Source organism: Ochrobactrum teleogrylli (genome assembly GCF_037482325.1).
Classification (GTDB): Bacteria; Pseudomonadota; Alphaproteobacteria; order Rhizobiales; family Rhizobiaceae; genus Brucella; species Brucella teleogrylli.
Window position 1 is genome coordinate 1,725,110 of record NZ_JBBHKQ010000001.1, and the last position, 24,469, is coordinate 1,749,578.

Sequence of the window (24,469 nt, forward strand, 5' to 3'; positions counted from 1 at the left end):
AGTAAACCCGAAAATAGTAGCTATCGAAAAGAAAAAAATCGAAAGTCCCGCGAAAAATTGTGAGTGGCTGTGGATTAACTGCGGAAGTTTTATGACGTTACAGGAGACGGGTGTTGCTGTCTTGAGCAAAAAATAAAGGAGGCCCGGAAGGCCTCCTCGATACTTTGTCTGGATTTGCAGGATTGTTTGGGTCTTATTGGCCCCAGCTGCGCTCCAGCACATCAATCCAGTTTCCATGGGCCAGTTTGACGAGGGATGCGTCGTCATAACCATGCGCGCGGAAGGTTTGGATCACACGCTGAAGGTCGGCGACGCTATGCAGGCTGTTCGAGATCGTCGTTCCGTCGAAGTCCGAACCAAGCGCGATGTGATCGATGCCGATGCGGTTGACGATATAGTCGGCATGGCGCACCAGCTCGTTCAGATCGGTATTCGGGTCGCGTTTGCCATCTTCGCGCAGAAAGCCGACGCCGAAATTCAGGCCGACAAGACCACCGGTATCGCGAATGGCGTCCAGCTGCCGGTCGGTGAGATTGCGGCTTTGCTGGCAAAGCGCATGGGCATTGGAGTGCGACGCAACCAGCGGTGCATCGGACAGGGCAGCAATATCCCAGAAGCCTTTTTCATTCATATGGGAAAGATCGACCATGACCTTCAGTTCATTGCAGGCGCGGATCAGCGCCTTGCCGTGATCGGTCAGGCCCGGCCCGATATCGGGCGATGATGGAAAACGGAACGGAATGCCATGGGCAAAAATATTGGGGCGGCTCCAGACAGGGCCGAGCGTTCGGAGGCCGGCTGCGTGCAGCACGTAAAGCGCATCGAGGCTTTCGTCGAAAGCTTCCACGCCTTCAATGTGAAAGACGGAGGCGAAAATGCCTTTGGCAAAAGCGTCGCGAATATCCGCAGCCGTCCGGCAGATGCGAACCTGCCCTTCCGACTTGCGTTCGATGTTCTGCAGGATGGCCGCCATGCCCAATGTCGCCTTCATGGCATCGGGCTGGCTTGGCGTTGGCAGATTGCCGTCGGCGTCAAGCTCACGGGCAGGAGACGGAACATAGACCGCGCATAGTCCACCGCCGAGGCCCCCCTTGCGGGCGCGGGGCAGGTCGATATGCCCGACATCTTCGCCTTCCAGGAAGCGCTTTTCAGGCGCAGGCTTGTTGGAAGACCACAGGCGCAGCAGAACATCATTGTGCCCATCGAATACCGGAATCAATTGTTCTGTCGCCATGTTGGGAGTTTTCCTTCACGCTGATCATTCAGTTCAATGGCGTAGTGGACCCGCTGACGGCAAATTGCAAACGAGTTTTCTGCGTCATGTGTCTCACACCGTACAGTGAGGCGGTCTTGCGTGGACAAGAGAATCCCATTTATCTGCGGTCGGCCACGATCCCATGCTATGGTGCCGCGATGTTTCTTGAGACAGTGAACATTCGGCATCCGGGATTGTGGAACAGCTCGGCGGCGGGGGAATTGCGCATGCAGGGAGCGTTGAAATGCAAGAGCTGTCTGACGGAGATTTTATGCCAATGCATGCGGACTGGAACGCTGCCTCACAGGCTGCGAAGGTCTATTCGAGAAGCTGGGCGAAGGATGAGCCCGGCGGTGTGATTATCGGTTTTGATCTGGACGGGGTCAAATTCGCTTATGCGGGCGGGCTGGAAAGCCTCGCGACGGGTGTTCCCTTTACGGCCAATACGGTCGTGCGCTACGCGTCCATCACCAAGCATTTGTTCTGCGCCATGGTTCTGAGCCATAGCGATGTCATAAGCCTCGATGATCGTCTCGGTGACCATCTGCCGGAACTGCAAAGCCCGCTGGCGGATGTGACCGTGGGCCGTGCGCTGGATATGACTGGCGGCCTGCCCGATACGCGCGAATGCCTGACACTGCTTGGTCTTTCCGTCTACACACAGACTGAAGCAAACCAGCTTCTGGATTTTCTAGCATCGTTGACGCGGCTCAATTTTGAAGCAGGCAGCGAAATTTCCTATTCCAATACCGGCTATCGGCTGGTGGAAGCCGCGCTGGAACGCAAAGGCTTAAGCTTTCGCGATTTCATAAAGGCCAAAGTTGCGGCGCCGCTTGGTCTTGCGATCGATGCGCCCGATCTGTGGAACGATCCGATCAAGGGATTGGCCCCGGGTTACTTTCAGGCGGGCGACAAGTGGCAATTGAGCGCTGCTGGCTTGCATCTTTCCGCTTCGGGTTGTCTGGTCGGCAGCGGCATGGCCTTGACGATCTGGGCGCAAGCGCTTCTGGAAGGCGAGGGTGCTTACAGGGGATTACTCGCAAAACTCTCTGCGGAACGCACCCTGTCGAACGGACGTCCGACCGGCTATGGTCTGGGCCTGCGCTGGAACGGCGTGGACGGACGGGCATTTGTCGGCCATGGCGGTTCGCATCCCGGTTACAAGAGCTATTTTCTGCTCGATCCGCTTGCGAAAAGCGGCATGGTTGTTGTGTCCAACCGGGAAGACGCCGACACTTATAGGATCGCGCGCGATTGTATGGCCGCCCTCTATAGTTTGCAGCTGCCCGATACCGATTGCACGATCCCGGACGGATTGTACGTTGCCGAAACCGGGTCGCTATGGCTGGAAATGCGCAATGGCGTCGCCAATTGCCTTGATGCCCAAGAAACGCTCTACAGCGTTGGTGATGGCTGGTTCTCGTCCCTTTCTGCGTCGTCGCCGGTCAAGCTGCGCTGGACGGGTGACGTGCTGGAAGGTGAAATCGGCTATGCCCCGTGTCGCCTGAATCCGGCATCGGTGTCGCCTGCCGGAAGAGAACTGGATGGCCACTGGCAGGCATCGGCTTATGGCGCCAGTTTCGATATCAGGGACGGGCATGTCATTTGGGGGATCGGTCCCACACGCCGCGCCATACCGCTGGAAGACATGGGCAATGGACGGGCGCTCTTCACGCTGCAAGACGGCCCGTGGACGCGGCGCGTCTGTCTGCACCAGCTCGACGGTAATCGTCTCGAACTGGTTTTGAGCCGCAGCCGCATCATGGAATATCGCCGCTGACAACGCGGTATTGTTATCGACGGCGCGGCGGAAGGGCGACCTTACCGCCGCGTCTTGCATTATGATAACCTCTTTCGAATTGATTCAGTTGTGAATGGAGTAAGCGATGCTGGAACGGATGATCGATCAAGGCGTGGGCCGCGAGCCTGCCGATATCGTGCTGAAGGGTGGCCGCTTCTTCGATCTTGTCACCGGCGAGCTGGTGGAAAGCGATATTGCAATCTGCGGGGATCGCATTGTCGGCACGTTCGGGACCTATTCCGGCAAGCAGGAAATCGACATTTCGGGGCGCATCGTCGTGCCGGGCTTTATCGATACGCATCTGCACATCGAATCCTCGCACATCACGCCGCATGAATTCGATCGCTGCGTATTGCCGCAAGGCGTGACGACGGTTATCTGCGACCCGCATGAAATCGCCAATGTTCTGGGCGCGGAGGGCATTAAGTTCTTCCTCGACAGCGCGCTGGAAACCGTGATGGATATCCGCGTTCAGTTGTCGAGCTGCGTCCCTGCCACGCATATGGAAACGGCGGGTGCGGAACTGCTGATCGGCGATCTTCTGCCCTTCGCGGATCATCCAAAGGTGATCGGTCTGGCCGAGTTCATGAATTTTCCGGGTGTTCTGGCCAAAGACCCCGAATGCATGGCCAAACTCAACGCATTTCAGGGGCGACACATCGACGGTCATGCACCACTGCTGCGCGGCAAGGACCTGAACGGCTACATTTCCGTCGGCATTCGTACCGAACATGAGGCGACAAGCGCCGAAGAAGCGCTGGAGAAGATGCGCAAGGGCATGCATGTTCTGGTCCGCGAAGGTTCGGTTTCCAAGGACCTCAAGGCGCTGATGCCGATCATCACCGAGCGCCACGCGCAGTTTCTGGCGCTTTGCACCGACGACCGCAATCCGCTCGATATCGCTGATCAGGGCCATCTCGATTATCTGATCCGCACCGCTATTGCGGGCGGCGTGTCGCCTTTGGCCATCTATCGTGCGGCCAGTGTTTCGGCGGCCCGTGCATTTGGCCTGTTTGACCGGGGGCTGGTAGCGCCGGGGCAGCGCGCCGATCTCGTGATCGTGGACAGTCTGGAAGGTTGTCATGCCGAGATCGTCCTCTCGGCAGGACGTGTGGTTTCGGAAGAGCTTTTTGCCCAGCGCAAGACAATCGCCGAAGTGGGGCGCAACAGCGTGAAGGCGCAGCGTGTCAGTGCTGCCAATTTCCGTTCGCATTCCAACAGCGGCAAGACGCGCGCCATTGGCATCATTCCCGGCAAGATCATCACCGAAAGCCTCGAATTCGAGCTGAAAGTCGGACCGAAGGGTGTTGAACCCGATCTCGAACAGGATGTTGTGAAAATCGCGGTGGTTGAGCGCCACGGCAAGAATGGCAATATCGCCACCGGTTTTGTGCATGGTTTCGGGTTGAAAGCGGGAGCCATTGCTTCAACTGTCAGCCATGACAGCCACAATATTTGTGCCGTCGGCACATCGGACGAGGATATTGCGGTCGCCGCCAACCGGCTTGGCGAGATCGAAGGCGGTTTCGTGGTGGTTCGCGATGGCAAGGTGCTGGCCGAACTACCTTTGCCCATTGCCGGACTGATGAGCGACCAGCCTTATGAGGTGGTGCGGGAGGAATTGCGCAAGCTGCGCCATGCGGCGGAAGAACTGGGCTCGGTTCTGGAAGAACCATTCCTGCAACTGGCCTTTGTCGCACTGCCGGTGATTCCGCATCTGAAAATCACGGATCGCGGTCTGGTCGACGTGGACAAGTTCGAATTTGTCGGCAACTGAGCGCTAGCTCAGTTTGCTGGCAGGGCTGAATCTGTTCGAAAGGAAACCCAGAAAAGCAAAAATCCCGGGCGAAGCCGGGATTTTGATCGTTGCCTTGCTGGAAACTGGAGCGGGCGAAGGGATTCGAACCCTCGACCCCAACCTTGGCAAGGTTGTGCTCTACCCCTGAGCTACACCCGCTCGCGCCAGTTTCGACCTGAAAACGTTTCCGAAGGAAGTCGTTTCCGTCAGGCAGGCGCTATATGGACTAAGGCATTTCGGAATGCAACAGGGAAATTACAATAAAATGTCGTTTTCCGGAGATTGTCCAAAGTTCGGTTCGGGTGGTTACAGCCGTGCATGCCATGGTCTATAAACCTGAACGGAACAATTTGAATATTGAATGGAAATGGGTGGAATCATGGCTTTGTCGCCGAAGGAGCTTCTCGACTATCTGCAAAATCTCGGTATCGAGGTGACGACCGTGGAACACCCGCCTTTGTTCACGGTTGCGGATTCTCAAGGCTTGCGTGGCGAAATTCCCGGCGGACACACCAAAAACCTGTTCCTGAAGGACAAGAAGGACAATTTCTTTCTCGTGACCGTGGAGGAAGATGCCGTGGTCGATCTGAAGTCGATCCATCAGGTGATCGGTGCGGCAAGCCGCGTTTCGTTTGGCAAACCGGAAAAGCTGCTGGAATATCTGGGTGTCATTCCGGGATCGGTGACAGTGTTCGGCGCGATCAACGACCGCGACCACAATGTTCAGGTCGTCATCGATGCGGATCTGATGAAATATGATGTCATCAACGGACACCCGCTGACCAACGAAGCCACCACCTCGATCCGGCGCGAAGACCTCATCGCCTTCCTGAAATCGACCGGTCACGAACCACGTATCCTTGCAGTATCAGAAGGTGCGAAGGCAGACGCAACGGTATAGACTACGCGTCTTGAAATCCGCCGGAACAGATACAAATTGACAAGCACGAACTGAAAAGATCGACACCGGCCTTGATGCGGGGTGCATGAACAGGGCCGGAAGATATGAGGAATATTCCATGACCAGCCAGAACAATCCTTACGCCAATACGGGCGGCCAGATGACGGCAAATGTTTCTTTCGGTTCGGCGCCGGCACCCGTGGGCGGGGCGGATCTGATCAAGGATACGACGACTGCGGCATTTCAGACCGATGTGCTGGCCGAATCGCGCCAGCAGCCGGTTCTGGTCGATTTTTGGGCTCCGTGGTGCGGGCCCTGCAAGCAGCTGACGCCGATTATCGAAAAGGCCGTCAAGGACGCGGGCGGAGCAGTCAAGCTCGTCAAGATGAACATCGACGATCACCCGTCCATTCCGGGCCAGCTTGGCATTCAGTCCATCCCGGCGGTTATCGCCTTCGTCAACGGCCAGCCGGTCGATGGCTTCATGGGCGCATTGCCGGAATCGAAGGTGAAGGAATTCATCGCCAAGATCGGCGGGCCAAGCGATCAGGAAAGCGCGATTGCCGAGGCGGTAACAGCCGGGCAGGAACTGCTTGAATCCGGCGATTACGTTCAGGCTGGTGAGATTTTCAGTTCCATTCTTCAGGCCGCGCCCGACAATGTCGATGCGATTGTCGGTCTGGCGTCCTGCGTTCTGGAATCGGGCGATGCCGAACAGGCACGCGAAATTCTGGCCGCCATTCCTGCCGATAAGCAGAATGCCGCATCGGTGCGCGCGCTCGAAGCCAGGCTGGCGCTTGCCGATCAGGTCAAGCTGATTGGTGACCCGGTTGAACTGGAAAAACGCCTTCAGGCTGATCCGCAGGATTATCAGGCGCGTTTCGATCTGGCGCAGGTGCGCAATGCACAGGGTCGTCGCGACGATGCCGCCAACGAACTGCTGGCCATCATGAAGGCCGACCGCAGCTGGAACGAGGATGGCGCGCGTAAGCAACTGCTCCAGTTCTTCGAAGCATGGGGCAATACGGACCCGGCGACGCTTTCGGCCCGCCGGAAGCTGTCTTCGCTGCTGTTTTCGTAGGCGATAAAAGCGGCGGGAAATCTGACTGTCAGGATGCTGCGCGCGTGGATTGCGCGAAGCATCCCAAAGGAGGTTGCAATGCAAGTGGGTAATGCCCGCTACAGAACGGGTTCCGACATTCCGGACCTGGTTCCGATATTTCCGCTGAAAGGTGCCCTGCTTTTGCCCGGCGGCCAACTGCCGCTGAACATATTCGAGCCGCGTTATCTGGCGATGGTGGAAAACGCGCTTGCCGGCAAGCGGATCATCGGCATGATCCAGCCGCAGATCGATGACGAAGACGACGACGAGGGCGTCAATGAACTGGACGAAAGCCTTCGTCCGCCGCTGAGCAGCATTGGGTGTCTCGGTCGCATAACGACCTACGCGGAGACCGGCGACGGACGGCTTCTGATCACGCTTCAGGGCATTTGCCGTTTCCGTATCAAGGAGGAGGTCAATTGCCGCCAGCCTTATCGCCAGTGCCGGATCATGCCGTTTCTGGCCGATCTGGAAGAGGCGCGCGACACGGCTGATATCGACCGCGGAGCGCTGCTTCGTGCCTTCCGCGACTATCTCGAAGCGCATAATCTGGAAGCCGACTGGGAAAGCATCTCCCGCGCCGGAAACGAAACGCTCGTCAATGCGCTGTCGATCATGTCGCCCTTTGGGCCTGCCGAAAAGCAGGCATTGCTGGAGGCGCCCGATCTCAAGACGCGTGCTGCGACGCTGATCGCCATTACCGAAATGGTGCTGGCGAAAGTGAAAGACGACGATTACGGATCGCGCCTGCAATGATCCGGAGGATATGAAATGGTGAATGATAAAACCGAAACCGGCAGCATCGATGTGCGCCTTCTGGAGCTGCTTGTCTGCCCGCTGACCAAAGGCCCGCTGGAATATGACGCGGAGCATAGCGAACTGATTTCGCGCAAGGCAAAGCTTGCCTATCCGGTGCGCGGCGGCATACCCATCATGCTGCCATCGGAAGCGCGGACGCTTGTGGACTGAGCGTCAGCTTCGGTTATTTAATTTCTGCACAAGCCTCGATCTTTTTCATAAGTTTCATGCCTGCTGATTGTTGCCTGCCACGCAACAGGGCTCTATAACCCTCCCGGAACTTTGAAAAACAATTTCGGAAGACGCCCGGTTTTTCGTAATTGTGCATTGAAAAACAGAGGCTTGGCATTATGGCAACCAGAAAACTTCTTCTCCTGCCCGGCGATGGCATCGGTCCCGAGGCCATGGCGGAAGTCCGCAAGATCATCGCTTACCTCAATTCGGACCTCAAGCTCGGCTTTGAAACCGAGGAAGGTCTGGTTGGCGGCTGCGCTTACGACGCGCACGGTCAGGCGATTTCGGATGCCGATATGGAGAAGGCGCTGGCAGCCGATGCCACGCTGTTTGGCGCTGTTGGCGGCCCGAAGTGGGATAGCGTGCCTTATGAAGTGCGCCCGGAAGCTGGCCTTTTGCGCCTGCGCAAGGACATGCAGCTTTACGCAAACTTGCGTCCGGCCATTTGCTATCCGGCGCTTGCGCATTCCTCTTCGCTGAAGCCAGAAGTGATCGAAGGCCTCGACATTTTGATCCTGCGCGAACTGACTGGCGGCGTTTACTTCGGCGAGCCGAAGGAAATCATCGACCTCGGCAACGGCCAGAAGCGCGGGATCGACACGCAGGTTTATGACACCTACGAAATCGAGCGCATCACCGATGTGGCTTTTGAGCTGGCGCGCACGCGCCGCAACAAGGTCACCTCGATGGAAAAGCGCAATGTGATGAAGTCGGGCGTGCTCTGGAATCAGGTCGTCACCGCGCGTCACAAGGAAAAGCATTCCGACGTGGAACTGGAACACATGCTGGCCGACGCTGGCGGCATGCAGCTCGTCCGCTGGCCGAAGCAGTTCGACGTCATCGTGACCGACAATCTGTTCGGTGACATGCTGTCGGACGTCGCTGCCATGCTGACCGGTTCGCTCGGCATGTTGCCGTCGGCTTCGCTTGGCGCAGTCGATGCCAAGACCGGCAAGCGCAAGGCGCTTTACGAGCCGGTCCATGGCTCCGCACCGGATATCGCTGGCAAGGGCATTGCAAACCCGATCGCCATGATCGCGTCGCTGGCCATGTGCCTGCGTTATTCGTTCAATCTGGTTGCCGAAGCCGACCGTCTGGAAGCAGCGATTGCCGGTGTTCTGGACGATGGCATCCGCACGGCGGACATCTGGTCGGAAGGCACAACCAAGGTTGGCACCACCGAAATGGGTGATGCGATCCTCGCCAAATTCAAGGCGCTTTCGGCTTAATCACCCGCTGAAGAATTGCGAAATTGGAAAGCCCGCCGGATAGTTCCGGCGGGCTTTTTCTTATTGAAATAAACGCCTGATTTGAGGCTGTAATTTCTGCATAGACGGATAAGAATGCGTGTCATGTTGTTCACGCTTCCAAACCAAGACAAACTTTACGACGCGCTGTTGGCCCGCGATGCCTCTTATGAGGGCAGGGCCTACGTCGGTGTCGTTTCCACCGGCATTTTTTGCCGCCTGACTTGCCCGGCGCGCAAGCCGCGCCGGGAAAACTGCCGCTTTTTTGCGTCGGTTGCCGAATGCATGGCGGATGGTTTTCGCGCCTGCAAAAGATGCCATCCGCTGCAACCCGCAGCCGAAGCCGAGCCTTCCATCAAGAAATTGCTCGATGCTCTGGAAGCCGATCCCGAACGGCGATGGAGCGAAGATGATGTCGCGCGCATGGGGCTTGATCTGTCAACGGTGCGGCGCAGCTTCCGGCGACATTTCGGCATGACATTTCTGGAAATGGCGCGCCAGGAACGTTTGCGTCACGGCTTTCAGGCATTGGCTGACGGAGGCCGGGTCATCGACGCGCAGATCGATGCGGGCTTTGAATCGCCGGAGGCGTTCCGCAGCGCCTTTGGCCGTATTCTTGGTCTTCCTCCCGCAAAACTGCGCGGCGACGGTCTGTTGCGCGCCGATTGGATCAAGTCGCCGCTCGGAACGATGATTGCCATTTGCGATGCGAAAAACCTGCATCTGCTGGAATTTGCCGACCGCAAGGCGCTCTCTTTCGAGTTGAAGAAACTCTATGCCACTTCTCGTGGAGATATCGGCATTGGTCGCTTCAACACGCATGATCTGGTCGAGCGACAGCTGAGTGCTTTCTTTGACGGCAAGTCGCCCACTTTCGATCTGCCGATGGTCTTGCATGGCAGCGCCTTTACGCAATCTGTGTGGCGTGAGCTGCAAAAGATCAGGGCAGGGGAAACACGCAGCTATAGCGAGTTGGCGCAAGCCATCGACAAGCCGCTTGCTGTAAGAGCGGTTGCGTGGGCCAATGGCGCCAACCAGATTGCCATTATCATCCCGTGTCATCGCGTGATCGGCGCCGACGGATCATTGACCGGCTATGGCGGCGGTCTCTGGCGCAAGCAGAAACTGATCGAGATCGAAGCGCAATATCGCTGAAAATTCGTTGGGTGTACGCAAAAACGCCGCCCTTTCGGGGCGGCGTTCCGCATTGTCGTTATTGCCGGATTAGTCGAGCTTGTGCAGATCGACGCCCTTGGTTTCCTTCACGAAGATCATGCCGATCACGAAGGTGATGGAAGCGATGACGATTGGATACCAGAGGCCATAGTAGATGTCGCCCTTGGCTGCACTGAGTGCGAACACGCCAGCCGGAAGCAGACCGCCGAACCAGCCGTTGCCGATATGGTAAGGCAGCGACATGCCGGTGTAGCGGATGCGGGTCGGGAACATTTCCACCAGGATTGCAGCGATTGGGCCATAAACCATCGTCACATAGATGACGAGGATGGTCAGGATCGCAATCGTCATGACCCAGTTCACCTTGGCAGGGTCTGCCACCATCTTGAATGCGCCTGCATTCGGAATGGTGTAGACGGCCTGATCGGTGCTGACGCCGAGACCTTCGGCTTCAGTCTGGGTCAGGAGCTTCTGCTTGACCAGATCGGCAGCAGGAACCATCGCCTTATCGCCACCGCGGACAGCATCAGCACTCAGCTGGAGTTCCGGATTGGCGGCCAGGAAGGCGTCAAGCTTGCTGTCCGGCACCTTGGCAGGATCGCGGACCAGTGGGAAGCCTGCCTTCTGGAGAGCCAGGTTCACGCCATGAGCGAGTTCAGCCTGCTTGCCGGCAGCACCTGCACCAGCCTGAACGGCATCAAAGGACGTAATCGTCGCGTCGCCGATGGTGACGGTTGCAGGCGTTCCAGCCGCAGCGGTCTGCACGACTTCGTAAGGCACCGAGCTCTTGGCGAGGAAGCTGGTCGCAACATCGCAGGAGCTGGTAAACTTGGACGTGCCGGTGGCGTTGAACTGGAAGTTACAATCGCCAGGGGCCGCGGTGACGGTTGCCTTGATGGTCTGCTCAGCCTGCGCCAGCGCCGGATTTGCGGCATTGGTCAGCGCCTTGAACAGCGGGAAGTAGGTTACAGCCGCCAGAAGCAGGCCCGCCATGATGATCGGCTTACGGCCGATCTTGTCCGACAGCCAGCCGAAGAAGACGAAGCCGCCGGTGCCGAGCAGCAGGGCGATAGCAACCATGATATTGGCCGACTGATTTTCCACCTTCAAAACGTTCTGAAGGAAGAACAATGCGTAGAACTGGCCGCAATACCAGACCACGGCCTGACCGGCGGTGAGGCCGAACAGTGCGATAAGCGCGATCTTGGCATTTTTCCACTGGCCGAAAGCTTCGGATAGCGGAGCCTTCGAGGTCTTGCCTTCTTCCTTCATGCGCTTGAACGCAGGCGACTCGCTCATCTGCATGCGGATCCAGACGGAAATACCGAGCAGGAGAACCGAGACGAGGAACGGAATACGCCAGCCCCAGGCGGCAAAGGCTTCCTTGCTCATCATAGTCTGGATGCCGAGGATCACCAGCAGCGACAGGAACAGGCCGAGCGTTGCAGTGGTCTGAATCCACGAGGTGAAGAAACCGCGACGGTTATTCGGCGCATGTTCCGCGACATAGGTTGCCGCGCCACCATATTCGCCACCGAGTGCGAGACCCTGAAGCATGCGCAGCACGATCAGTATGATGGGCGCCAGAATGCCGAGTGTTGCCGAACCAGGCAGAAGACCGACCAGAAAGGTCGATGCGCCCATGATGACGATGGTGACGAGGAAGGTGTATTTGCGTCCGACGAGATCGCCAAGGCGACCGAAGACGAGCGCACCGAACGGACGCACCAGAAAGCCCGCCGCAAAAGCCAGCAGGACGAAGATGTTGCGCGTTGCTTCGGGATATTCGTTGAAGAAGGCTGCGCCGATAAAGGAAGCGAGCGTTCCGTAAAGGTAAAAGTCGTACCATTCAAAGACGGTACCAAGCGACGATGCAAAGATGACTTTGCGTTCTTCGCCCGTCATTTTCTGCGTGCCGACATCGGCACTTGACGAGACTGCCATTAATCTGTCCTCCCAAACAGAGCCCCTGAGGGGCAATGCAAGACTGGGGTTCATTCGCTATACAAATGTAACCAGTCCGATGCGCCGCCTTGTATCCCAACAAGTGAGGCGCACTCCTCACCAAATTATGATGAACCTAAAAAGGAGATTCGGGCAGTAGTCTTTAGTATGAGACAAAATCGACAGCTTGACGCCCGCCGGTTTTGCTTGCGGTGCAAAAAAATACAGGGCGGAAGCGGTGGAGAATTGACTCCGTTCATAAAGCGCGTAAAAGCAATGCCGAACGAAGGAGAACTCGCGTGCAACGCGTTAACGTAGCGTCAGTTTCGTCTGGAACTGCCGGCATCAATGCCGGAGCAGTACGCATGCCTTCGATTACCAAAAAACTCACGGCCATCACTAAAACGACCACGAAAACGGTCTGATTCCCTTGGCCTGCTCGCCCTCTCCCCGGGTCTGGCCCGGGGACGGAAAACCCGCGTGGCCTGCGGGGTTCCGGATCTGGAAGCGGAGAGGGACAGGAGACGAAAAATGGGTTTCAAGGTAGCAGTAGTCGGCGCCACCGGTAATGTCGGGCGCGAAATGCTCAATATTCTAGAAGAACGCGGTTTTCCAGCCGATGAAGTTGTGGCGCTCGCATCGCGTCGCAGCCAGGGCACAGAAGTGTCCTATGGCGACAAGACGCTGAAGGTTCGCGCGCTCGACACATACGATTTTTCCGATACGGACATTTGCCTGATGTCTGCTGGCGGCAATATTTCGAAGGAATGGTCGCCGAAGATCGGCAAGCAGGGCTGCGTCGTCATCGATAATTCGTCGGCCTGGCGTTATGACATGGACGTGCCGCTGATCGTGCCGGAAGTAAACCCGGATGCCATCACGGGCTTCACCAAGAAGAACATTATTGCCAACCCGAACTGCTCGACTGCGCAGCTCGTTGTTGCGCTGAAGCCGCTGCATGACGCCGCCAAGATCAAGCGCGTCGTCGTTTCGACCTACCAGTCGGTTTCCGGCGCGGGCAAGGAAGGTATGGACGAACTGTTCGAACAGTCGCGCGCTGTGTTCGTTGCTGACCCGGTCACGGCGAAGAAGTTCACCAAGCGCATTGCGTTCAACGTGATCCCGCACATCGATGTCTTCATGGAAGACGGTTACACCAAGGAAGAATGGAAGATGGTGGCCGAAACCAAGAAGATGCTTGATCCGAAGATCAAGCTGACGGCGACCGCAGTGCGCGTTCCGGTCTTCATCGGTCATTCGGAAGCGGTGAATATAGAGTTCGAAAACCCGCTTTCGCCGGAAGAAGCCCGCGAAATCCTGCGCGAAGCGCCGGGTTGCCAGGTTATCGACAAGCGCGAAGACGGCGGCTACATCACGCCATATGAATCTGCTGGTGAAGACGCGACTTATATCAGCCGTATCCGTGAAGACATTACTGTCGAAAACGGTCTGGCCATGTGGGTCGTCTCGGACAATCTGCGCAAGGGCGCAGCGCTCAATACGATCCAGATTGCAGAACTGTTGGTCGCTCGCGGCCTGATAAAGCCAAAGGCGCTTGCCGCCTGATCTGTCTTGGTCAGTCGAAATACATAAGCGCCGGGAAACCGGCGCTTTTATTTTGCGGTGATGAACTAGCGTTCCGCGCTATCGGCAAGATTGCCGCGAATGTCGAGCAGGCGGGAACGCAAATCCTTCAGTTCGTCGACGGGCTGACCGAGCGCACAGAGAATTTGATCCGGTACAGAATCAGCCGCTTCACGCAGTTTGAGGCCTTCTTCGGTAAGTGTGATGCGCACTTGCCGTTCGTCCTGTGGGTCGCGGCGGCGCACGATGCGTCCTGCCGTTTCAAGCCGTTTCAGGAGTGGCGTCAGCGTCCCTGAATCGAGATGGAGCTTCGCGCCGATTTCGGAAACGGTCTGGTCGTCCTTTTCCCACAGCACCAGCATCACCAGGAACTGCGGATAGGTCAGGTCCAGTTTGCTCAAGATCGGCTGGTATGCGCGCGTCAGCGCATTTGCGGTCGAATAAATCGCAAAGCAGACCATGTTTGAAAGTTTGAGAAAAGAGTCCTGTGTCATGCGCCAATTCCTTCGAGCGCTGTTCCAGCGCATATCCTTCATACCATAAATCATGCGCAATTGCATTGTGCATCACTTAATTGTGAGAAATGATTTTGCAAAATTAGATTGCGCACAATTTAATTTTCGATAGCTTGTCTTCGGAGACAAATTATCACCGAAGGAGAAATCGAATGGCTATTCTCTACACCACCCAGTCTACAGCAACCGGCGGACGCACGGGCAGCGCCAAGACAGCAGATGGTCGCCTTAGCGTCGTTCTCGACACGCCGAAGGAACTCGGTGGTCAGGGCGGCGAGGGCACCAATCCCGAGCAACTTTTTGCGTCCGGTTATGCGGCCTGCTTCCTTGGCGCGCTGAAGTTTGTTGCTTCGAAGGAGAAGGTCGCCATTGCTGCCGACAGCACCGTTACCGCGACCGTCGGCATCGGCCCACGGGAAGACGGCACCGGCTTCGGTCTCGATGTTGCGCTTGAAGTGGCGCTTCCGGGTGTCGAGAAGGCAAAGGCGCAAGAGTTGGTCAATGCGGCTCACATCGTTTGCCCCTATTCGCATGCCACGCGCGGCAATATCGACGTGCGCCTGAGCGTCGCCTGACCCAAACAAAAAGGCGCCCGATCAGGGCGCCTTTTTGAATTGATATTCGGCAGAAATTATTCTGCCTGGGCTTCGATTGCTTCCATGTCGTCGTCCGACAGGCCAAAGTGATGGCCGATCTCATGGATAAGCACATGGGTGACGATATCGCCCAGCGTCTCCTGATTTTCAGACCAGTAATCCAGAATGGCGCGACGATAGAGCGTGATGCGGTTGGGACCATCGCCGGTCTGCAGGCTGAAACGCTCGCCAATGCCGCGACCTTCAAAAAGGCCGAGCAGGTCGAACGGCGTATCCAGCCCCATATCCTCGATGATCTGGTCTTCAGGAAAATCGGCGATCTGGATGATGATGTCGCCGCACAACGCACGAAACTCCTGCGGCAGATGCGCAAGAGCTTCAATCGCGATGGATTCAACTTCGTCCAGCGAGGGCGAGAAACGTCCCGCCCAGTCGCCGCTTTGATCTTCTCGGGCCATTCCAGCCAATCGTGTCCTATTCAATTGCTCAGGCCACAGGGCTTAAAGGCCGCGTAAATTGCATTGTGTGTCATCAGGCCCAGGGACGCAGTTCGGCGCGCTTGGCTTCGAACGTGTCGATGCTCTTTGCCTTTTCCATGGTCAGGCCGATATCGTCCAGACCGTTGAGCAGGCAGTGGCGCTTGAAGTCGTCGAGATCGAAGGAAATCGTGCCGCCGTCAGGGCCATGAATTTCCTTTGCTTCGAGATCGACGGTGAGGGTGGCATTGGCACCGCGCGAGGCGTCGTCCATCAGCTTGTCGAGATCTTCCTGGCTGACCTTGATCGGCAGAATGCCGTTCTTGAAGCAGTTATTATAGAAGATGTCGGCAAACGAGGTCGAAATCACGCAACGGATACCAAAATCGAGCAGAGCCCAAGGGGCGTGCTCGCGCGAGGAGCCGCAGCCGAAATTATCGCCTGCGACCAGGATCTGGGCATTGCGATAGCCGGGCTTGTTCAGCACGAAATCAAGATTTTCGGAACCGTCTTCATTAAAGCGCATTTCCGCAAACAGTCCCTTGCTCAGGCCCGTGCGCTTGATCGTCTTCAGGTAATCCTTCGGAATGATCATATCCGTGTCGATGTTGACGATCGGCAGGGGAGCGGCGACGCCGGTGAGCTTGGTGAACTTATCCATGTCCTGAACCTGTCGGTTGGGTATTTGCTATATTGCGAACTGGTTTACATCAGCATTGCCGAGAGTCAACGTTTCAGGCCCAAACTGCCCAATAGGTCGCAACCTGCGGCGGATTTATCGAACCATCCAGACCGTTTTGAGGCGGTCCGGACGGTTCGATGGTTGATTACTGCGCATAATCCTGTCGGGAAATCCCGTCAACCTTTGTGAATCATGCGCTGTAAATGCCGCATCCGCAATTATTGGACGTTCAACGCCACGCCGCCGCTCTCGCTGCCGGTCAGGCGGCGGGATTTTCCGTCACTGCCGACAACAATGGTAAAGCGCCGGCGCCGCATCGACATATTTGGCGAAACGGCGACATCGATCGCCGGGTCGAACTGCAATGTGATCCGCCACAGATCCGGCTTGATGGTTTCCTCGACGCCTATAATACGGGCGTCGAAGGGCGTGGTGTGAAACATGCCGGAGATGCGCTGGCCGACACGGTAGGGGGCGGTGTCGTCCTGCGCGGCAACCGGTGTTGCTTCCACCTTGCCGCCCGTGGCGGCAAGCGTGTTCCAGTCACGCGTGCCTGACTGGCGGGCCACGAGATCGAGCGCCTTACCGTGGCTGATGGCGATGCCTTCCTCGCTCAAAGCCTGCCGCAAACGGCGAGCCTGATGCTTGAAGTCAATAGTGGTGTGCCCAGCGGTCATAGCTGTGGTCATTGTTTTCGCTCCTGATTGTGAGCGGCGTTTTCATGAACGGGTGCCCGCATTGCCGTTTCTGCCGTCACGGGACAGGAACGTGTATTTCGAATGCTTTACCGTGGCTTGAAACCTGCGGGCGGCTGGCGCATTCAACCGAAGGCTGGAAAATAGGCGGGCAGGGCACGGATTTCAAGCCCCCGCTTTGAAGGGAGCTTTAACCCGCTCCCAAGGCTTGCACCGTGTCGCAGTTCCGTGCACAAATCGGCCATGAAAACAATCGCTCGTCCACGCCGTTCCGTTCTGTTCGTTCCTGCCGCCAATCCGCGCGCGCTGGAAAAATCGCTCACGCTTGCAGCCGATTGCGTGATCTACGATCTGGAAGATTCCGTTGCGCCCGAAGCAAAGCAATCCGCGCGCGAGGCGTTGGTTGCGCATTTTGCAGCGCATCCGAAACCGGCCTTTGAGCGGATCATTCGCGTCAATTCTGGCGAGACGCCATGGGGCAAGGATGATGTGGCCGCAGCGGCTGATATGGGTGCCGACGCCATTCTCCTGCCGAAGGTCGAGCGACCGCAGGACATTATCGATGCTGCCAATCGGCTTGATCGCAAGGATGCTGATCCGTCTGTCGGCGTTTGGGCGATGATTGAAACTCCGCGCGGCATTTTGAACGCGGATGAAATAGCCATGCTCGGCCATCGCTCGGCAGTGCGGCTCGCCTGTTTCGTTGTTGGTCCGAACGATATTGCACGGGAAACTGGTGTTCGCCCGCAAGCCGGGCGGCCTTATCTCGTGCCGTGGCTGATGCAGATCATTCTCGCGGCGCGAGCAGGCGGGTTTACTGTTCTCGATGGCGTGTTCAACGATTTTCGCGATTCTGTCGGCTTTGAAGCCGAGTGTTTGCAAGGGGCTGCGATGGGCTTCGACGGCAAGACGCTTATTCATCCGGGTCAGATCGAGGCCGCCAATCGCGCCTTCTCACCGACGGATGAGGAAGTGGCGCATGCACGGGCCGTTGTCGATCTGTTTGCGCAGCCGGAAAATGCGGATAAGGGCGTTGTGTCACTGGATGGCCAGATGATCGAACGGCTGCATCTGGCAATGGCCGAAACGCTGCTCGCGAAAGCATTTCCAGCAAAAGTGTGAAACGGTTTTGCGTTCGGAAATGCGTAATAAATAGAACCAAGGCGGGCCTGAAATTTAACAAAGGAAGAAAGACTATGAAGCTCTATCGTTTCATCACCGGACCGGATGATTCCGCATTTTGCCACCGCGTTACGGCGGCGCTCAACAAGGGCTGGCAGCTCCATGGCTCGCCGACCTATGCCTTCAATGCGGCAACCGGCGTGATGCAGTGCGGCCAGCCGGTTGTGAAGGAAGTTGATGGCGTTGACTATACGCCGGATATAAAGCTCGGCGAATATTGATGGCCGTCCGTCGCATCGTCGCCAATATAGCTGCCAGCGACCCTGCGGCGGCAAAACGCTTCTATGGCGAATTGTTGGGCCTCGACGTGGCGATGGATTTCGGCTGGATCGTAACCTATGCCACCGATGCGCAGTCGCGCGTGCAGGTGAGCATCATGCGTGAAGGTGGTTCGGGCACACCGGTGCCCGATCTTTCCATCGAGGTGGACGACGTAGACGCCACGCTGGAGCAGGCAATCGCGATGGGGTTTCCTATCGAATACGGTCCGGCGGATGAGGATTGGGGCGTGCGCCGCTTTTTCGTACGCGATCCTTTTGGGCGGTTGGTCAATATCCTGACCCATAAGAACTGAAAAGGCCGGTTTCCCGGCCTTTTGCTTGATTAGTTCAACCCGCGTTTTTCGATCATCGCATCCGGCGTCGGCATCTTGCCGCGGAATGCTTTGTACAGATCTTCCGGGTCGCGACTGCCGCCAGCGGCATAGATGTGCTGCTTCAGCTTGGCGGCGAGTTCCGGGTTGAAAGCGTCGCCGGTTTCCTCGAAAGCCGAGAACGCATCCGCATCCAGCACTTCCGACCACATGTAGGAATAGTAACCGGCGGAATAGCCATCGCCGGAGAACACATGAGTGAAATGCGGTGTGCGGTGGCGCATGATGATCGCATCAGGCATGGAAAGCTTTTCGAGTGTCTTTGCCTCGAAGGACAGCGGATCGGCGATCTTCTCATTACCGGTATGGAAAGCCATATCCACCAGCGCGGACGCGGTAAATTCAACCGTGTTGAAACCGGCATTGAACGAACGCGCCGCCAAAACCTTATCGAGCAGGGCTTTCGGCATTGCTTCGCCGGTGCGGTAATGCACGGCGTATTTTTCCAGAACGGCGGGTACGGTCAGCCAATGTTCGTAAAGCTGCGACGGCAGTTCCACGAAATCGCGCGATACGGCAGTGCCGGAAACGGCAGGCCAAGTCACATCCGATAGAAGTCCGTGCAGCGCATGGCCGAACTCGTGGAACAGCGTGCGGGCATCATCGAGCGACAGCAGGGCGGGTTCACCGGCCTTCGGCTTGGCGAAATTCATCACATTGTAGATGATGGGCTTCTGGCCGCCGTCGAGCTTGTGGCTGGATTGCAGCGCGCTCATCCACGCGCCGGAGCGCTTCGATGTCCGGGCGAAATAATCGCCGAGGAAAAGACCGCGTTCGCTGCCATCCGGGTTGAAAACCTGAAACACGCGCACGTCCGGGTGCCAGGCGGCAATGCCCTTCTTTTCTTCAAAGCGAACGCCGAACAGGCGCGTGGCCACATCGAAGCTCGCTTCGATGATCTTTTCCAGTTGCAGATAAGGCTTTAGCTCGGCCTCGTCGAAGGCAAAGCGTTCGGCGCGCAACTTTTCTGCATAGAAACGCCAGTCCCATGGCGCGACTTTGTGATTGCTGCCATCGGCGGCGATCAGGCGCTCAAGCTCTGCCTGTTCTTCACCAGCCTTTGCGCGTGCCTTGTCCCAAACGGGTTCCAGCAGGTCCATGACGGCCTTTGGCGTCTTGGCCATGGTGTCGTCCAGCTTATAGGCTGCAAAATTGGCATAGCCGAGCAGATGGGCCTTGCGCTCGCGCAGTTCGACCATCTCACGCACAATCTCGCGATTGTCGGAGTCGTTGCCATTCTCGCCGCGCTTGGCCCAGGCATTGAAAGCCTGCTCGCGTAAGGCGCGGTTTTCCGAAAAGGTGAGGAATGGCTCGACGATGGAACGCGACAGCGTAACCGCATAAGCATCCGGTTTGCCGCGTTCGCTTGCTGCGCTCTGCATGGCGTTTTTCAGAAAATCCGGCAGCCCGGCGAGATCGGCTTCATCGGTGATGAACAGTGCCCAGCTCGACTCGTCTTTCAGCACATTCTGGCCGAAGCGTGCACCGAGACCGGCAAGCTTCTCGTTAATGCCAGCGAGTTCCGCCTTGCCAGCTTCATCGAGTTTTGCGCCGGACCGGACAAAACCCTTCCAGGTCTTTTCCAGAACGCGTTTGGTTTCCGTGTCGAGATCAAGCAGATCGCGATTGTCATAGAGCGCGTCGATCCGGGCGAACAAAGCCGGGTCCATCATGATGCGCGAATAATGACGCGACATTTTCGGCGCAATGTCCCGCTCCAGTGCTTGAATGGTGTCGTTGCTATGGGCGCCTGCGCGCATCCAGAAAATGGCCGACACATGGTCAAGCGCCTTGCCTGTCAGTTGCAAGGCCTTCAGCGTGTTTTCGATGGTTGCTTCGCCAGTTGCGCTGGCGATGGCTTCCACCTCGGCGAGATCGGATGCGAGCGCTGCCTCAAAGGCTGGCGCGAAATCGTCGTCTTTGAATGCGGTGAAATCCGGCAGGCCCAGCGGTCCGTTCCATTCTGTGAGCGCATGATTATAGGTGGGCTTGTCGGACATGATGAAACTCCGGATCAAATGAATTCGATGGTCAAGACTTAAGGTTTCGGTGTCGGGTGAGCAAGGGCGTTCAACCGGCTTTTACGGTTAAGGCGCCAGACGACAGCATTCGACGCCTTGCTCGCAAAAACCTCTTCAGATTACTGTGTGGGGCTTGACTTTAAGGGCGACCAAGCGCACATCACGCTGGCTGTCCGAAGTCTCTTTGCGACAGCAATCTTCAACCGGAGTTTTATTCTCTTATGCCCAGCGACAGTCACAGTCGATTGTGTCAGCCGTCAAGGTAGCCGTGTACTGATCGCTTGAGGTCAGCTTGCACGATCTGCCTTTGACGGCGGATCGACGGAAAGGCAAGCTTAATGACCGACAACAACTTCTCTCCGGAAGTGCTTGATGTTGCCGACCTCCCGGCGGCTGCGATTGCTGCACGTATCGCCGAAATGCATACGGGCGATGCCGTTGAGCTATTGAACGAGCTCGAAGATGATGACGCAATCTCCGTCTTCGGACAGCTCACCCATGAAGATGCCATCCGCCTGCTTGACCAGCCGGAACTGCATCGTACCGCCGAAATCGTAGCGGCGCTTGCGCCGGGGCTTGCGAGCCTCCTTTTGGACGGTATGTCAGCTGACCGTTCGACGGACGTGTTTCAGGAACTTGACGAGAGTGACCGTGCGCGGCTGTTCGCCATTCTGGCCCCGGAAACCAAGGCCAATCTGAAAAAACTTATGGGCTACCCGCCGAATACGGCCGGTTCGCTCATGACGACCGAATTCATCGCCGTGCCGTCGAACTGGAATGTGGCCGAGACGCTCGATCACATTCGCAAGGTCGAGCGCACGCGCGAAACCGTCTACGCGATTTACGTGGTTGATCCGAAGTCCCGCGCCCTTGAAGGCGTGGTCAGCCTGCGCCGCCTGATCATCCGCGAGCCGGAAGAACCGATTCTATCGATTGTCCGTGACGAAGAGCCGATCACCATTGCGCCGCTCACCAGCCGCGAAGATGTTGCGCGCCTGTTCCGCAAGCACGATCTTCTGGCCGTCCCCGTTGTGGATGAAAGCCGCCATATCATCGGCATTGTGACGGTGGACGACGTGCTTGACGCCATCACCGAAGATGCCAGCGAAGACGCCTATCGCTTCGGCGGCATGGAGGCGCTGGACAAGCCCTATATGCGCATTGGCTTCGGCGAAATGTTGAAGAAGCGCGCTGGCTGGCTGGGCGTTCTGTTTCTTGGCGAGATGCTGACGGCGAGCGCCATGCAGCATTTCGAGATGGAGCTGGAAAAGGCGCTCGTGCTGACGCTGTTCATTCCGCTCATCATGTCGTCGGGCGGTAATTCCGGTTCGCAGGCCACCTCGCTGATTATCCGTGCGCTGGCATTGCAGGAAGTGAAGCTCAAGGATTGGTGGCGCGTCGCGCTGCGCGAACTGCCGACCGGGCTTGCTCTTGGCAGTTTCCTCGGCCTGATCGGCATTGTCCGCATTGCCGTGTGGCAGACGATTGGCATCTATGACTATGGCGAACACTGGATTCTGGTCGCTCTGACCGTCGGCATGGCGCTCGTCTGTATCGTGATGTTCGGCTCGCTGACTGGCTCAATGCTGCCTTTTGCGTTGAAACGGCTTGGATTCGATCCGGCCAGTGCGTCAGCGCCTTTCGTGGCGACATTGGTCGATGTGACGGGTCTTGTCATTTATTTCAGCGTCGCCATTGTCATACTTTCTGGCACTTTGTTGTAGCGCTTGGTGCCGACTCCGCATGCCGACTGACAAAAAACTGACAGAATGACGGTGTAAAAGCGCCGATAAACAAGGGTTTTTCGCGAGAAATAAGGGGCAGTGTCGCGCTGCCCCTTTCTAAAACGCAAAAAAACCTGTAAGAGCGCCGCATTGTTTTTCCGCGCGGGTCTGTTGGCGCGGCTCCCAACTCATATAGAAGTGATCTCCATATGGAATTGCGTAATATCGCTATTATCGCACACGTCGATCATGGCAAAACCACACTGGTCGATGAACTGCTGAAGCAGTCTGGCTCGTTCCGCGACAACCAGCGCGTTGCAGAACGCATGATGGACTCCAACGACATCGAAAAGGAACGCGGGATCACCATTCTCGCCAAGGCGACCTCGGTTGTCTGGAAGAATACCCGCATCAACATCGTCGACACACCCGGCCACGCCGACTTCGGCGGTGAAGTTGAGCGTATTCTTTCGATGGTGGACGGCGCTATCGTTCTCGTTGACGCCGCCGAAGGCCCGATGCCGCAGACGAAGTTCGTCGTTGGCAAGGCGCTGAAGGTTGGTCTGCGTCCGATCGTTGCGATCAACAAGATCGACCGTCCGGATGGCCGTCATGAAGAAGTCATCAATGAAGTGTTCGACCTCTTCGCCAATCTCGACGCCACCGACGAACAGCTGGACTTCCCGATCCTGTACGGTTCTGGCCGTAACGGCTGGATGGCGCTGAACCCGGAAGGTCCGCAGGACGAAGGCCTGGCCCCGCTGTTCGACCTCGTGCTCAAGCACGTTCCGGCGCCGAAGGTTGCCGAAGGCCCGTTCCGCATGATCGGCACGATCCTGGAAGCCGATCCGTTCCTTGGCCGCATCATCACCGGACGCATCCATTCCGGCTCGATCAAGTCGAACCAGGCCGTCAAGGTTCTCGGTCAGGACGGTTCGCTGCTCGAAACCGGTCGCATCTCGAAAATTCTCGCATTCCGCGGCATCGAGCGTCAGGCCATCGACGAAGCACAGGCAGGCGACATTGTTGCCATCGCTGGTCTTTCGAAGGGCACCGTTGCAGACACGTTCTGCGATCCTTCGGTCAGCGAGCCTCTGGCAGCACAGCCAATCGATCCGCCGACCGTGACCATGTCCTTCATCGTCAACGACAGCCCTTATGCGGGCACCGAAGGCGACAAGGTAACGAGCCGCGTTATTCGTGACCGTCTGCTCAAGGAAGCAGAAGGTAACGTTGCGCTCAAGATCGAAGAATCGAACGAAAAAGATTCGTTCTTCGTGTCGGGTCGTGGTGAATTGCAGCTCGCAGTTTTGATCGAAAACATGCGCCGCGAAGGCTTCGAACTTGGCGTTTCGCGCCCGCGCGTCGTCATGAAGGACGGCGAAAACGGCGAGAAGCTTGAGCCGATCGAAGAAGTCGTCATCGACGTCGATGAAGAATATTCGGGCACCGTTGTTCAGAAGATGTCGGAACGCAAGGCCGAAATGGTCGAGCTGCGTCCTTCGGGCGGCAACCGCGTTCGTATGGTGTTCTACGCACCGACCCGTGGTCTGATCGGCTATCAGTCGGAACTTCTGACCGATACGCGCGGCACGGCGATCATGAACCGTCTGTTCCACGATTATCAGCCATATAAGGGCGAAATCTCGGGCCGTAACAACGGCGTTCTGATTTCCAACGATCAGGGCGAAGCTGTTGCTTACGCGCTGTTCAACCTTGAAGATCGCGGCCCGATGATCATCGACGCTGGCGTCAAGGTCTATCAGGGCATGCTGATCGGCATTCATAGCCGCGACAACGATCTGGAAGTCAACGTTCTGAAGGGCAAGAAGCTCACCAACATCCGCGCCGCTGGCAAGGATGAAGCTGTGAAGCTCACCCCGCCGATCAAGATGACGCTGGAACGCGCCCTGTCATGGATTCAGGACGACGAACTGGTTGAAGTGACGCCGAAGTCGATCCGCCTTCGCAAGCTCTATCTCGATCCGAATGAGCGCAAGCGCTTTGAAAAGAGCAAGTCGAGCGCTGCATAAGTTCGACAACACAAAAGAAAACGGCGCCTTCGGGCGCCGTTTTTGTTTGCAGT

Annotated in this window: 22 protein-coding genes and 1 tRNA gene; 15 read left to right on the forward strand and 8 right to left on the reverse strand. The window is 57.1% G+C overall.

The features are described from left to right. Positions 1–193 precede the first annotated feature (193 nt). Positions 194–1,234: a dipeptidase gene (locus tag WIX40_RS08010; RefSeq protein WP_339439760.1), complete on the reverse strand. Its 1,041-nt coding sequence runs from the start codon at positions 1,232–1,234 to the stop codon at positions 194–196. Positions 1,235–1,526: 292 nt separating this feature from the next. Here WIX40_RS08010 and WIX40_RS08015 point away from each other — a divergent pair, with 292 nt between their 5' ends. Together WIX40_RS08015 and ade are read left to right on the forward strand one after the other, a co-directional pair. Next, positions 1,527–3,035 (forward strand): serine hydrolase domain-containing protein, encoded by a 1,509-nt coding sequence (locus WIX40_RS08015; RefSeq protein WP_339439761.1) that lies wholly within the window; start codon positions 1,527–1,529, stop codon positions 3,033–3,035. Between the two features lie 106 nt (positions 3,036–3,141). Then, positions 3,142–4,833 carry an adenine deaminase gene (gene ade, locus WIX40_RS08020; RefSeq protein ID WP_339439762.1) on the forward strand — a complete coding sequence of 564 codons (1,692 nt, stop codon included), beginning with the start codon at positions 3,142–3,144 and terminating at the stop codon, positions 4,831–4,833. A 105-nt stretch (positions 4,834–4,938) separates the two neighbouring features. Here the strand turns inward: ade and WIX40_RS08025 are convergent. After that, positions 4,939–5,013, reverse strand: a tRNA-Gly gene (locus WIX40_RS08025). Positions 5,014–5,233: 220 nt separating this feature from the next. Between WIX40_RS08025 and WIX40_RS08030 the strand changes: the two genes are divergently transcribed. The 6 genes from WIX40_RS08030 to WIX40_RS08055 all read left to right on the forward strand — a co-directional run bounded on the left by WIX40_RS08030 (position 5,234) and on the right by WIX40_RS08055 (position 10,291). Further along, entirely contained in the window at positions 5,234–5,755 is a 522-nt protein-coding gene (locus tag WIX40_RS08030; RefSeq protein WP_109367976.1) for a prolyl-tRNA synthetase associated domain-containing protein, read from the forward strand. 118 nt (positions 5,756–5,873) lie between these two features. Beyond that, positions 5,874–6,836: a thioredoxin gene (gene trxA / locus WIX40_RS08035; protein ID WP_339439763.1), complete on the forward strand. Its 963-nt coding sequence runs from the start codon at positions 5,874–5,876 to the stop codon at positions 6,834–6,836. A 78-nt stretch (positions 6,837–6,914) separates the two neighbouring features. Next, positions 6,915–7,613, forward strand: coding sequence for an LON peptidase substrate-binding domain-containing protein (locus WIX40_RS08040; protein WP_339439764.1), 699 nt, complete (start codon positions 6,915–6,917; stop codon positions 7,611–7,613). Positions 7,614–7,631: 18 nt separating this feature from the next. Then, on the forward strand, positions 7,632–7,826 hold the full coding sequence (locus WIX40_RS08045) for a Trm112 family protein (protein ID WP_339440972.1): 195 nt from the start codon (positions 7,632–7,634) through the stop codon (positions 7,824–7,826). 179 nt (positions 7,827–8,005) lie between these two features. Next, positions 8,006–9,118: a 3-isopropylmalate dehydrogenase gene (gene leuB, locus WIX40_RS08050; RefSeq protein WP_078336896.1), complete on the forward strand. Its 1,113-nt coding sequence runs from the start codon at positions 8,006–8,008 to the stop codon at positions 9,116–9,118. Positions 9,119–9,241: 123 nt separating this feature from the next. Continuing rightward, complete coding sequence (locus WIX40_RS08055) at positions 9,242–10,291, forward strand: bifunctional transcriptional activator/DNA repair enzyme AdaA (protein WP_339440973.1); 1,050 nt, start codon at positions 9,242–9,244, stop codon at positions 10,289–10,291. A gap of 69 nt (positions 10,292–10,360) precedes the next feature. Here WIX40_RS08055 and WIX40_RS08060 read toward each other — a convergent pair whose 3' ends face one another. Next, positions 10,361–12,256, reverse strand: coding sequence for an MFS transporter (locus WIX40_RS08060; protein ID WP_109367283.1), 1,896 nt, complete (start codon positions 12,254–12,256; stop codon positions 10,361–10,363). A 531-nt stretch (positions 12,257–12,787) separates the two neighbouring features. On the opposite strand from WIX40_RS08060, the gene WIX40_RS08065 reads away from it, so the two are divergent. Continuing rightward, a complete protein-coding gene (locus WIX40_RS08065; RefSeq protein ID WP_109367284.1) occupies positions 12,788–13,822 on the forward strand; it encodes an aspartate-semialdehyde dehydrogenase in 1,035 nt (344 codons plus the stop codon). A 65-nt stretch (positions 13,823–13,887) separates the two neighbouring features. Here the strand turns inward: WIX40_RS08065 and ohrR are convergent, their stop codons facing one another. Next, complete coding sequence (gene ohrR / locus WIX40_RS08070; RefSeq protein ID WP_339439765.1) at positions 13,888–14,334, reverse strand: transcriptional regulator OhrR; 447 nt, start codon at positions 14,332–14,334, stop codon at positions 13,888–13,890. Positions 14,335–14,507: 173 nt separating this feature from the next. On the opposite strand from ohrR, the gene WIX40_RS08075 reads away from it, so the two are divergent. Beyond that, positions 14,508–14,930 carry an organic hydroperoxide resistance protein gene (locus WIX40_RS08075; RefSeq protein ID WP_109367285.1) on the forward strand — a complete coding sequence of 141 codons (423 nt, stop codon included), beginning with the start codon at positions 14,508–14,510 and terminating at the stop codon, positions 14,928–14,930. A gap of 56 nt (positions 14,931–14,986) precedes the next feature. On the opposite strand, the gene WIX40_RS08080 is transcribed toward WIX40_RS08075, so the two are convergent. From WIX40_RS08080 to WIX40_RS08090, 3 genes are all read right to left on the reverse strand, one after another. Next, positions 14,987–15,409 (reverse strand): metallopeptidase family protein, encoded by a 423-nt coding sequence (locus tag WIX40_RS08080; protein ID WP_109367286.1) that lies wholly within the window; start codon positions 15,407–15,409, stop codon positions 14,987–14,989. 73 nt (positions 15,410–15,482) lie between these two features. After that, a complete protein-coding gene (gene leuD / locus WIX40_RS08085) occupies positions 15,483–16,088 on the reverse strand; it encodes a 3-isopropylmalate dehydratase small subunit (RefSeq protein WP_339439766.1) in 606 nt (201 codons plus the stop codon). Between the two features lie 239 nt (positions 16,089–16,327). Then, positions 16,328–16,798, reverse strand: a complete 471-nt coding sequence (locus tag WIX40_RS08090) for a glyoxalase superfamily protein (RefSeq protein WP_339439767.1) — start codon at positions 16,796–16,798, stop codon at positions 16,328–16,330. A gap of 249 nt (positions 16,799–17,047) precedes the next feature. Between WIX40_RS08090 and WIX40_RS08095 the strand changes: the two genes are divergently transcribed. The 3 genes from WIX40_RS08095 (at position 17,048) to WIX40_RS08105 (ending at position 18,560) form a co-directional block, all read left to right on the forward strand. Further along, positions 17,048–17,926, forward strand: coding sequence for an HpcH/HpaI aldolase/citrate lyase family protein (locus WIX40_RS08095; protein WP_339439768.1), 879 nt, complete (start codon positions 17,048–17,050; stop codon positions 17,924–17,926). A 74-nt stretch (positions 17,927–18,000) separates the two neighbouring features. After that, positions 18,001–18,207 carry a DUF1737 domain-containing protein gene (locus WIX40_RS08100; RefSeq protein ID WP_109367290.1) on the forward strand — a complete coding sequence of 69 codons (207 nt, stop codon included), beginning with the start codon at positions 18,001–18,003 and terminating at the stop codon, positions 18,205–18,207. Next, on the forward strand, positions 18,207–18,560 hold the full coding sequence (locus tag WIX40_RS08105) for a VOC family protein (protein ID WP_140023836.1): 354 nt from the start codon (positions 18,207–18,209) through the stop codon (positions 18,558–18,560). The genes WIX40_RS08100 and WIX40_RS08105 overlap by 1 nt, the downstream gene beginning before the upstream one ends. A gap of 29 nt (positions 18,561–18,589) precedes the next feature. Here the strand turns inward: WIX40_RS08105 and WIX40_RS08110 are convergent, their stop codons facing one another. Further along, entirely contained in the window at positions 18,590–20,638 is a 2,049-nt protein-coding gene (locus WIX40_RS08110; RefSeq protein ID WP_339439769.1) for a M3 family metallopeptidase, read from the reverse strand. Between the two features lie 359 nt (positions 20,639–20,997). Between WIX40_RS08110 and mgtE the strand changes: the two genes are divergently transcribed. Together mgtE and typA are read left to right on the forward strand one after the other, a co-directional pair. After that, complete coding sequence (mgtE, locus tag WIX40_RS08115; RefSeq protein ID WP_339439770.1) at positions 20,998–22,383, forward strand: magnesium transporter; 1,386 nt, start codon at positions 20,998–21,000, stop codon at positions 22,381–22,383. A 209-nt stretch (positions 22,384–22,592) separates the two neighbouring features. Beyond that, positions 22,593–24,416, forward strand: a complete 1,824-nt coding sequence (typA, locus tag WIX40_RS08120; protein ID WP_109367294.1) for a translational GTPase TypA — start codon at positions 22,593–22,595, stop codon at positions 24,414–24,416. Positions 24,417–24,469: the final 53 nt, after the last annotated feature.

Coding starts and splice junctions, on each gene's coding strand:
- WIX40_RS08010 (WP_339439760.1), bottom strand. CDS start 1,234: ATGGCGACAGAACAATTGATTCCGGTATTCGATGGGCACAATGATGTT.
- WIX40_RS08015 (WP_339439761.1), top strand. CDS start 1,527: ATGCCAATGCATGCGGACTGGAACGCTGCCTCACAGGCTGCGAAGGTC.
- ade (WP_339439762.1), top strand. CDS start 3,142: ATGCTGGAACGGATGATCGATCAAGGCGTGGGCCGCGAGCCTGCCGAT.
- WIX40_RS08030 (WP_109367976.1), top strand. CDS start 5,234: ATGGCTTTGTCGCCGAAGGAGCTTCTCGACTATCTGCAAAATCTCGGT.
- trxA (WP_339439763.1), top strand. CDS start 5,874: ATGACCAGCCAGAACAATCCTTACGCCAATACGGGCGGCCAGATGACG.
- WIX40_RS08040 (WP_339439764.1), top strand. CDS start 6,915: ATGCAAGTGGGTAATGCCCGCTACAGAACGGGTTCCGACATTCCGGAC.
- leuB (WP_078336896.1), top strand. CDS start 8,006: ATGGCAACCAGAAAACTTCTTCTCCTGCCCGGCGATGGCATCGGTCCC.
- WIX40_RS08055 (WP_339440973.1), top strand. CDS start 9,242: ATGTTGTTCACGCTTCCAAACCAAGACAAACTTTACGACGCGCTGTTG.
- WIX40_RS08060 (WP_109367283.1), bottom strand. CDS start 12,256: ATGGCAGTCTCGTCAAGTGCCGATGTCGGCACGCAGAAAATGACGGGC.
- WIX40_RS08065 (WP_109367284.1), top strand. CDS start 12,788: ATGGGTTTCAAGGTAGCAGTAGTCGGCGCCACCGGTAATGTCGGGCGC.
- ohrR (WP_339439765.1), bottom strand. CDS start 14,334: ATGACACAGGACTCTTTTCTCAAACTTTCAAACATGGTCTGCTTTGCG.
- WIX40_RS08075 (WP_109367285.1), top strand. CDS start 14,508: ATGGCTATTCTCTACACCACCCAGTCTACAGCAACCGGCGGACGCACG.
- WIX40_RS08080 (WP_109367286.1), bottom strand. CDS start 15,409: ATGGCCCGAGAAGATCAAAGCGGCGACTGGGCGGGACGTTTCTCGCCC.
- leuD (WP_339439766.1), bottom strand. CDS start 16,088: ATGGATAAGTTCACCAAGCTCACCGGCGTCGCCGCTCCCCTGCCGATC.
- WIX40_RS08090 (WP_339439767.1), bottom strand. CDS start 16,798: ATGACCACAGCTATGACCGCTGGGCACACCACTATTGACTTCAAGCAT.
- WIX40_RS08095 (WP_339439768.1), top strand. CDS start 17,048: ATGAAAACAATCGCTCGTCCACGCCGTTCCGTTCTGTTCGTTCCTGCC.
- WIX40_RS08100 (WP_109367290.1), top strand. CDS start 18,001: ATGAAGCTCTATCGTTTCATCACCGGACCGGATGATTCCGCATTTTGC.
- WIX40_RS08105 (WP_140023836.1), top strand. CDS start 18,207: ATGGCCGTCCGTCGCATCGTCGCCAATATAGCTGCCAGCGACCCTGCG.
- WIX40_RS08110 (WP_339439769.1), bottom strand. CDS start 20,638: ATGTCCGACAAGCCCACCTATAATCATGCGCTCACAGAATGGAACGGA.
- mgtE (WP_339439770.1), top strand. CDS start 20,998: ATGACCGACAACAACTTCTCTCCGGAAGTGCTTGATGTTGCCGACCTC.
- typA (WP_109367294.1), top strand. CDS start 22,593: ATGGAATTGCGTAATATCGCTATTATCGCACACGTCGATCATGGCAAA.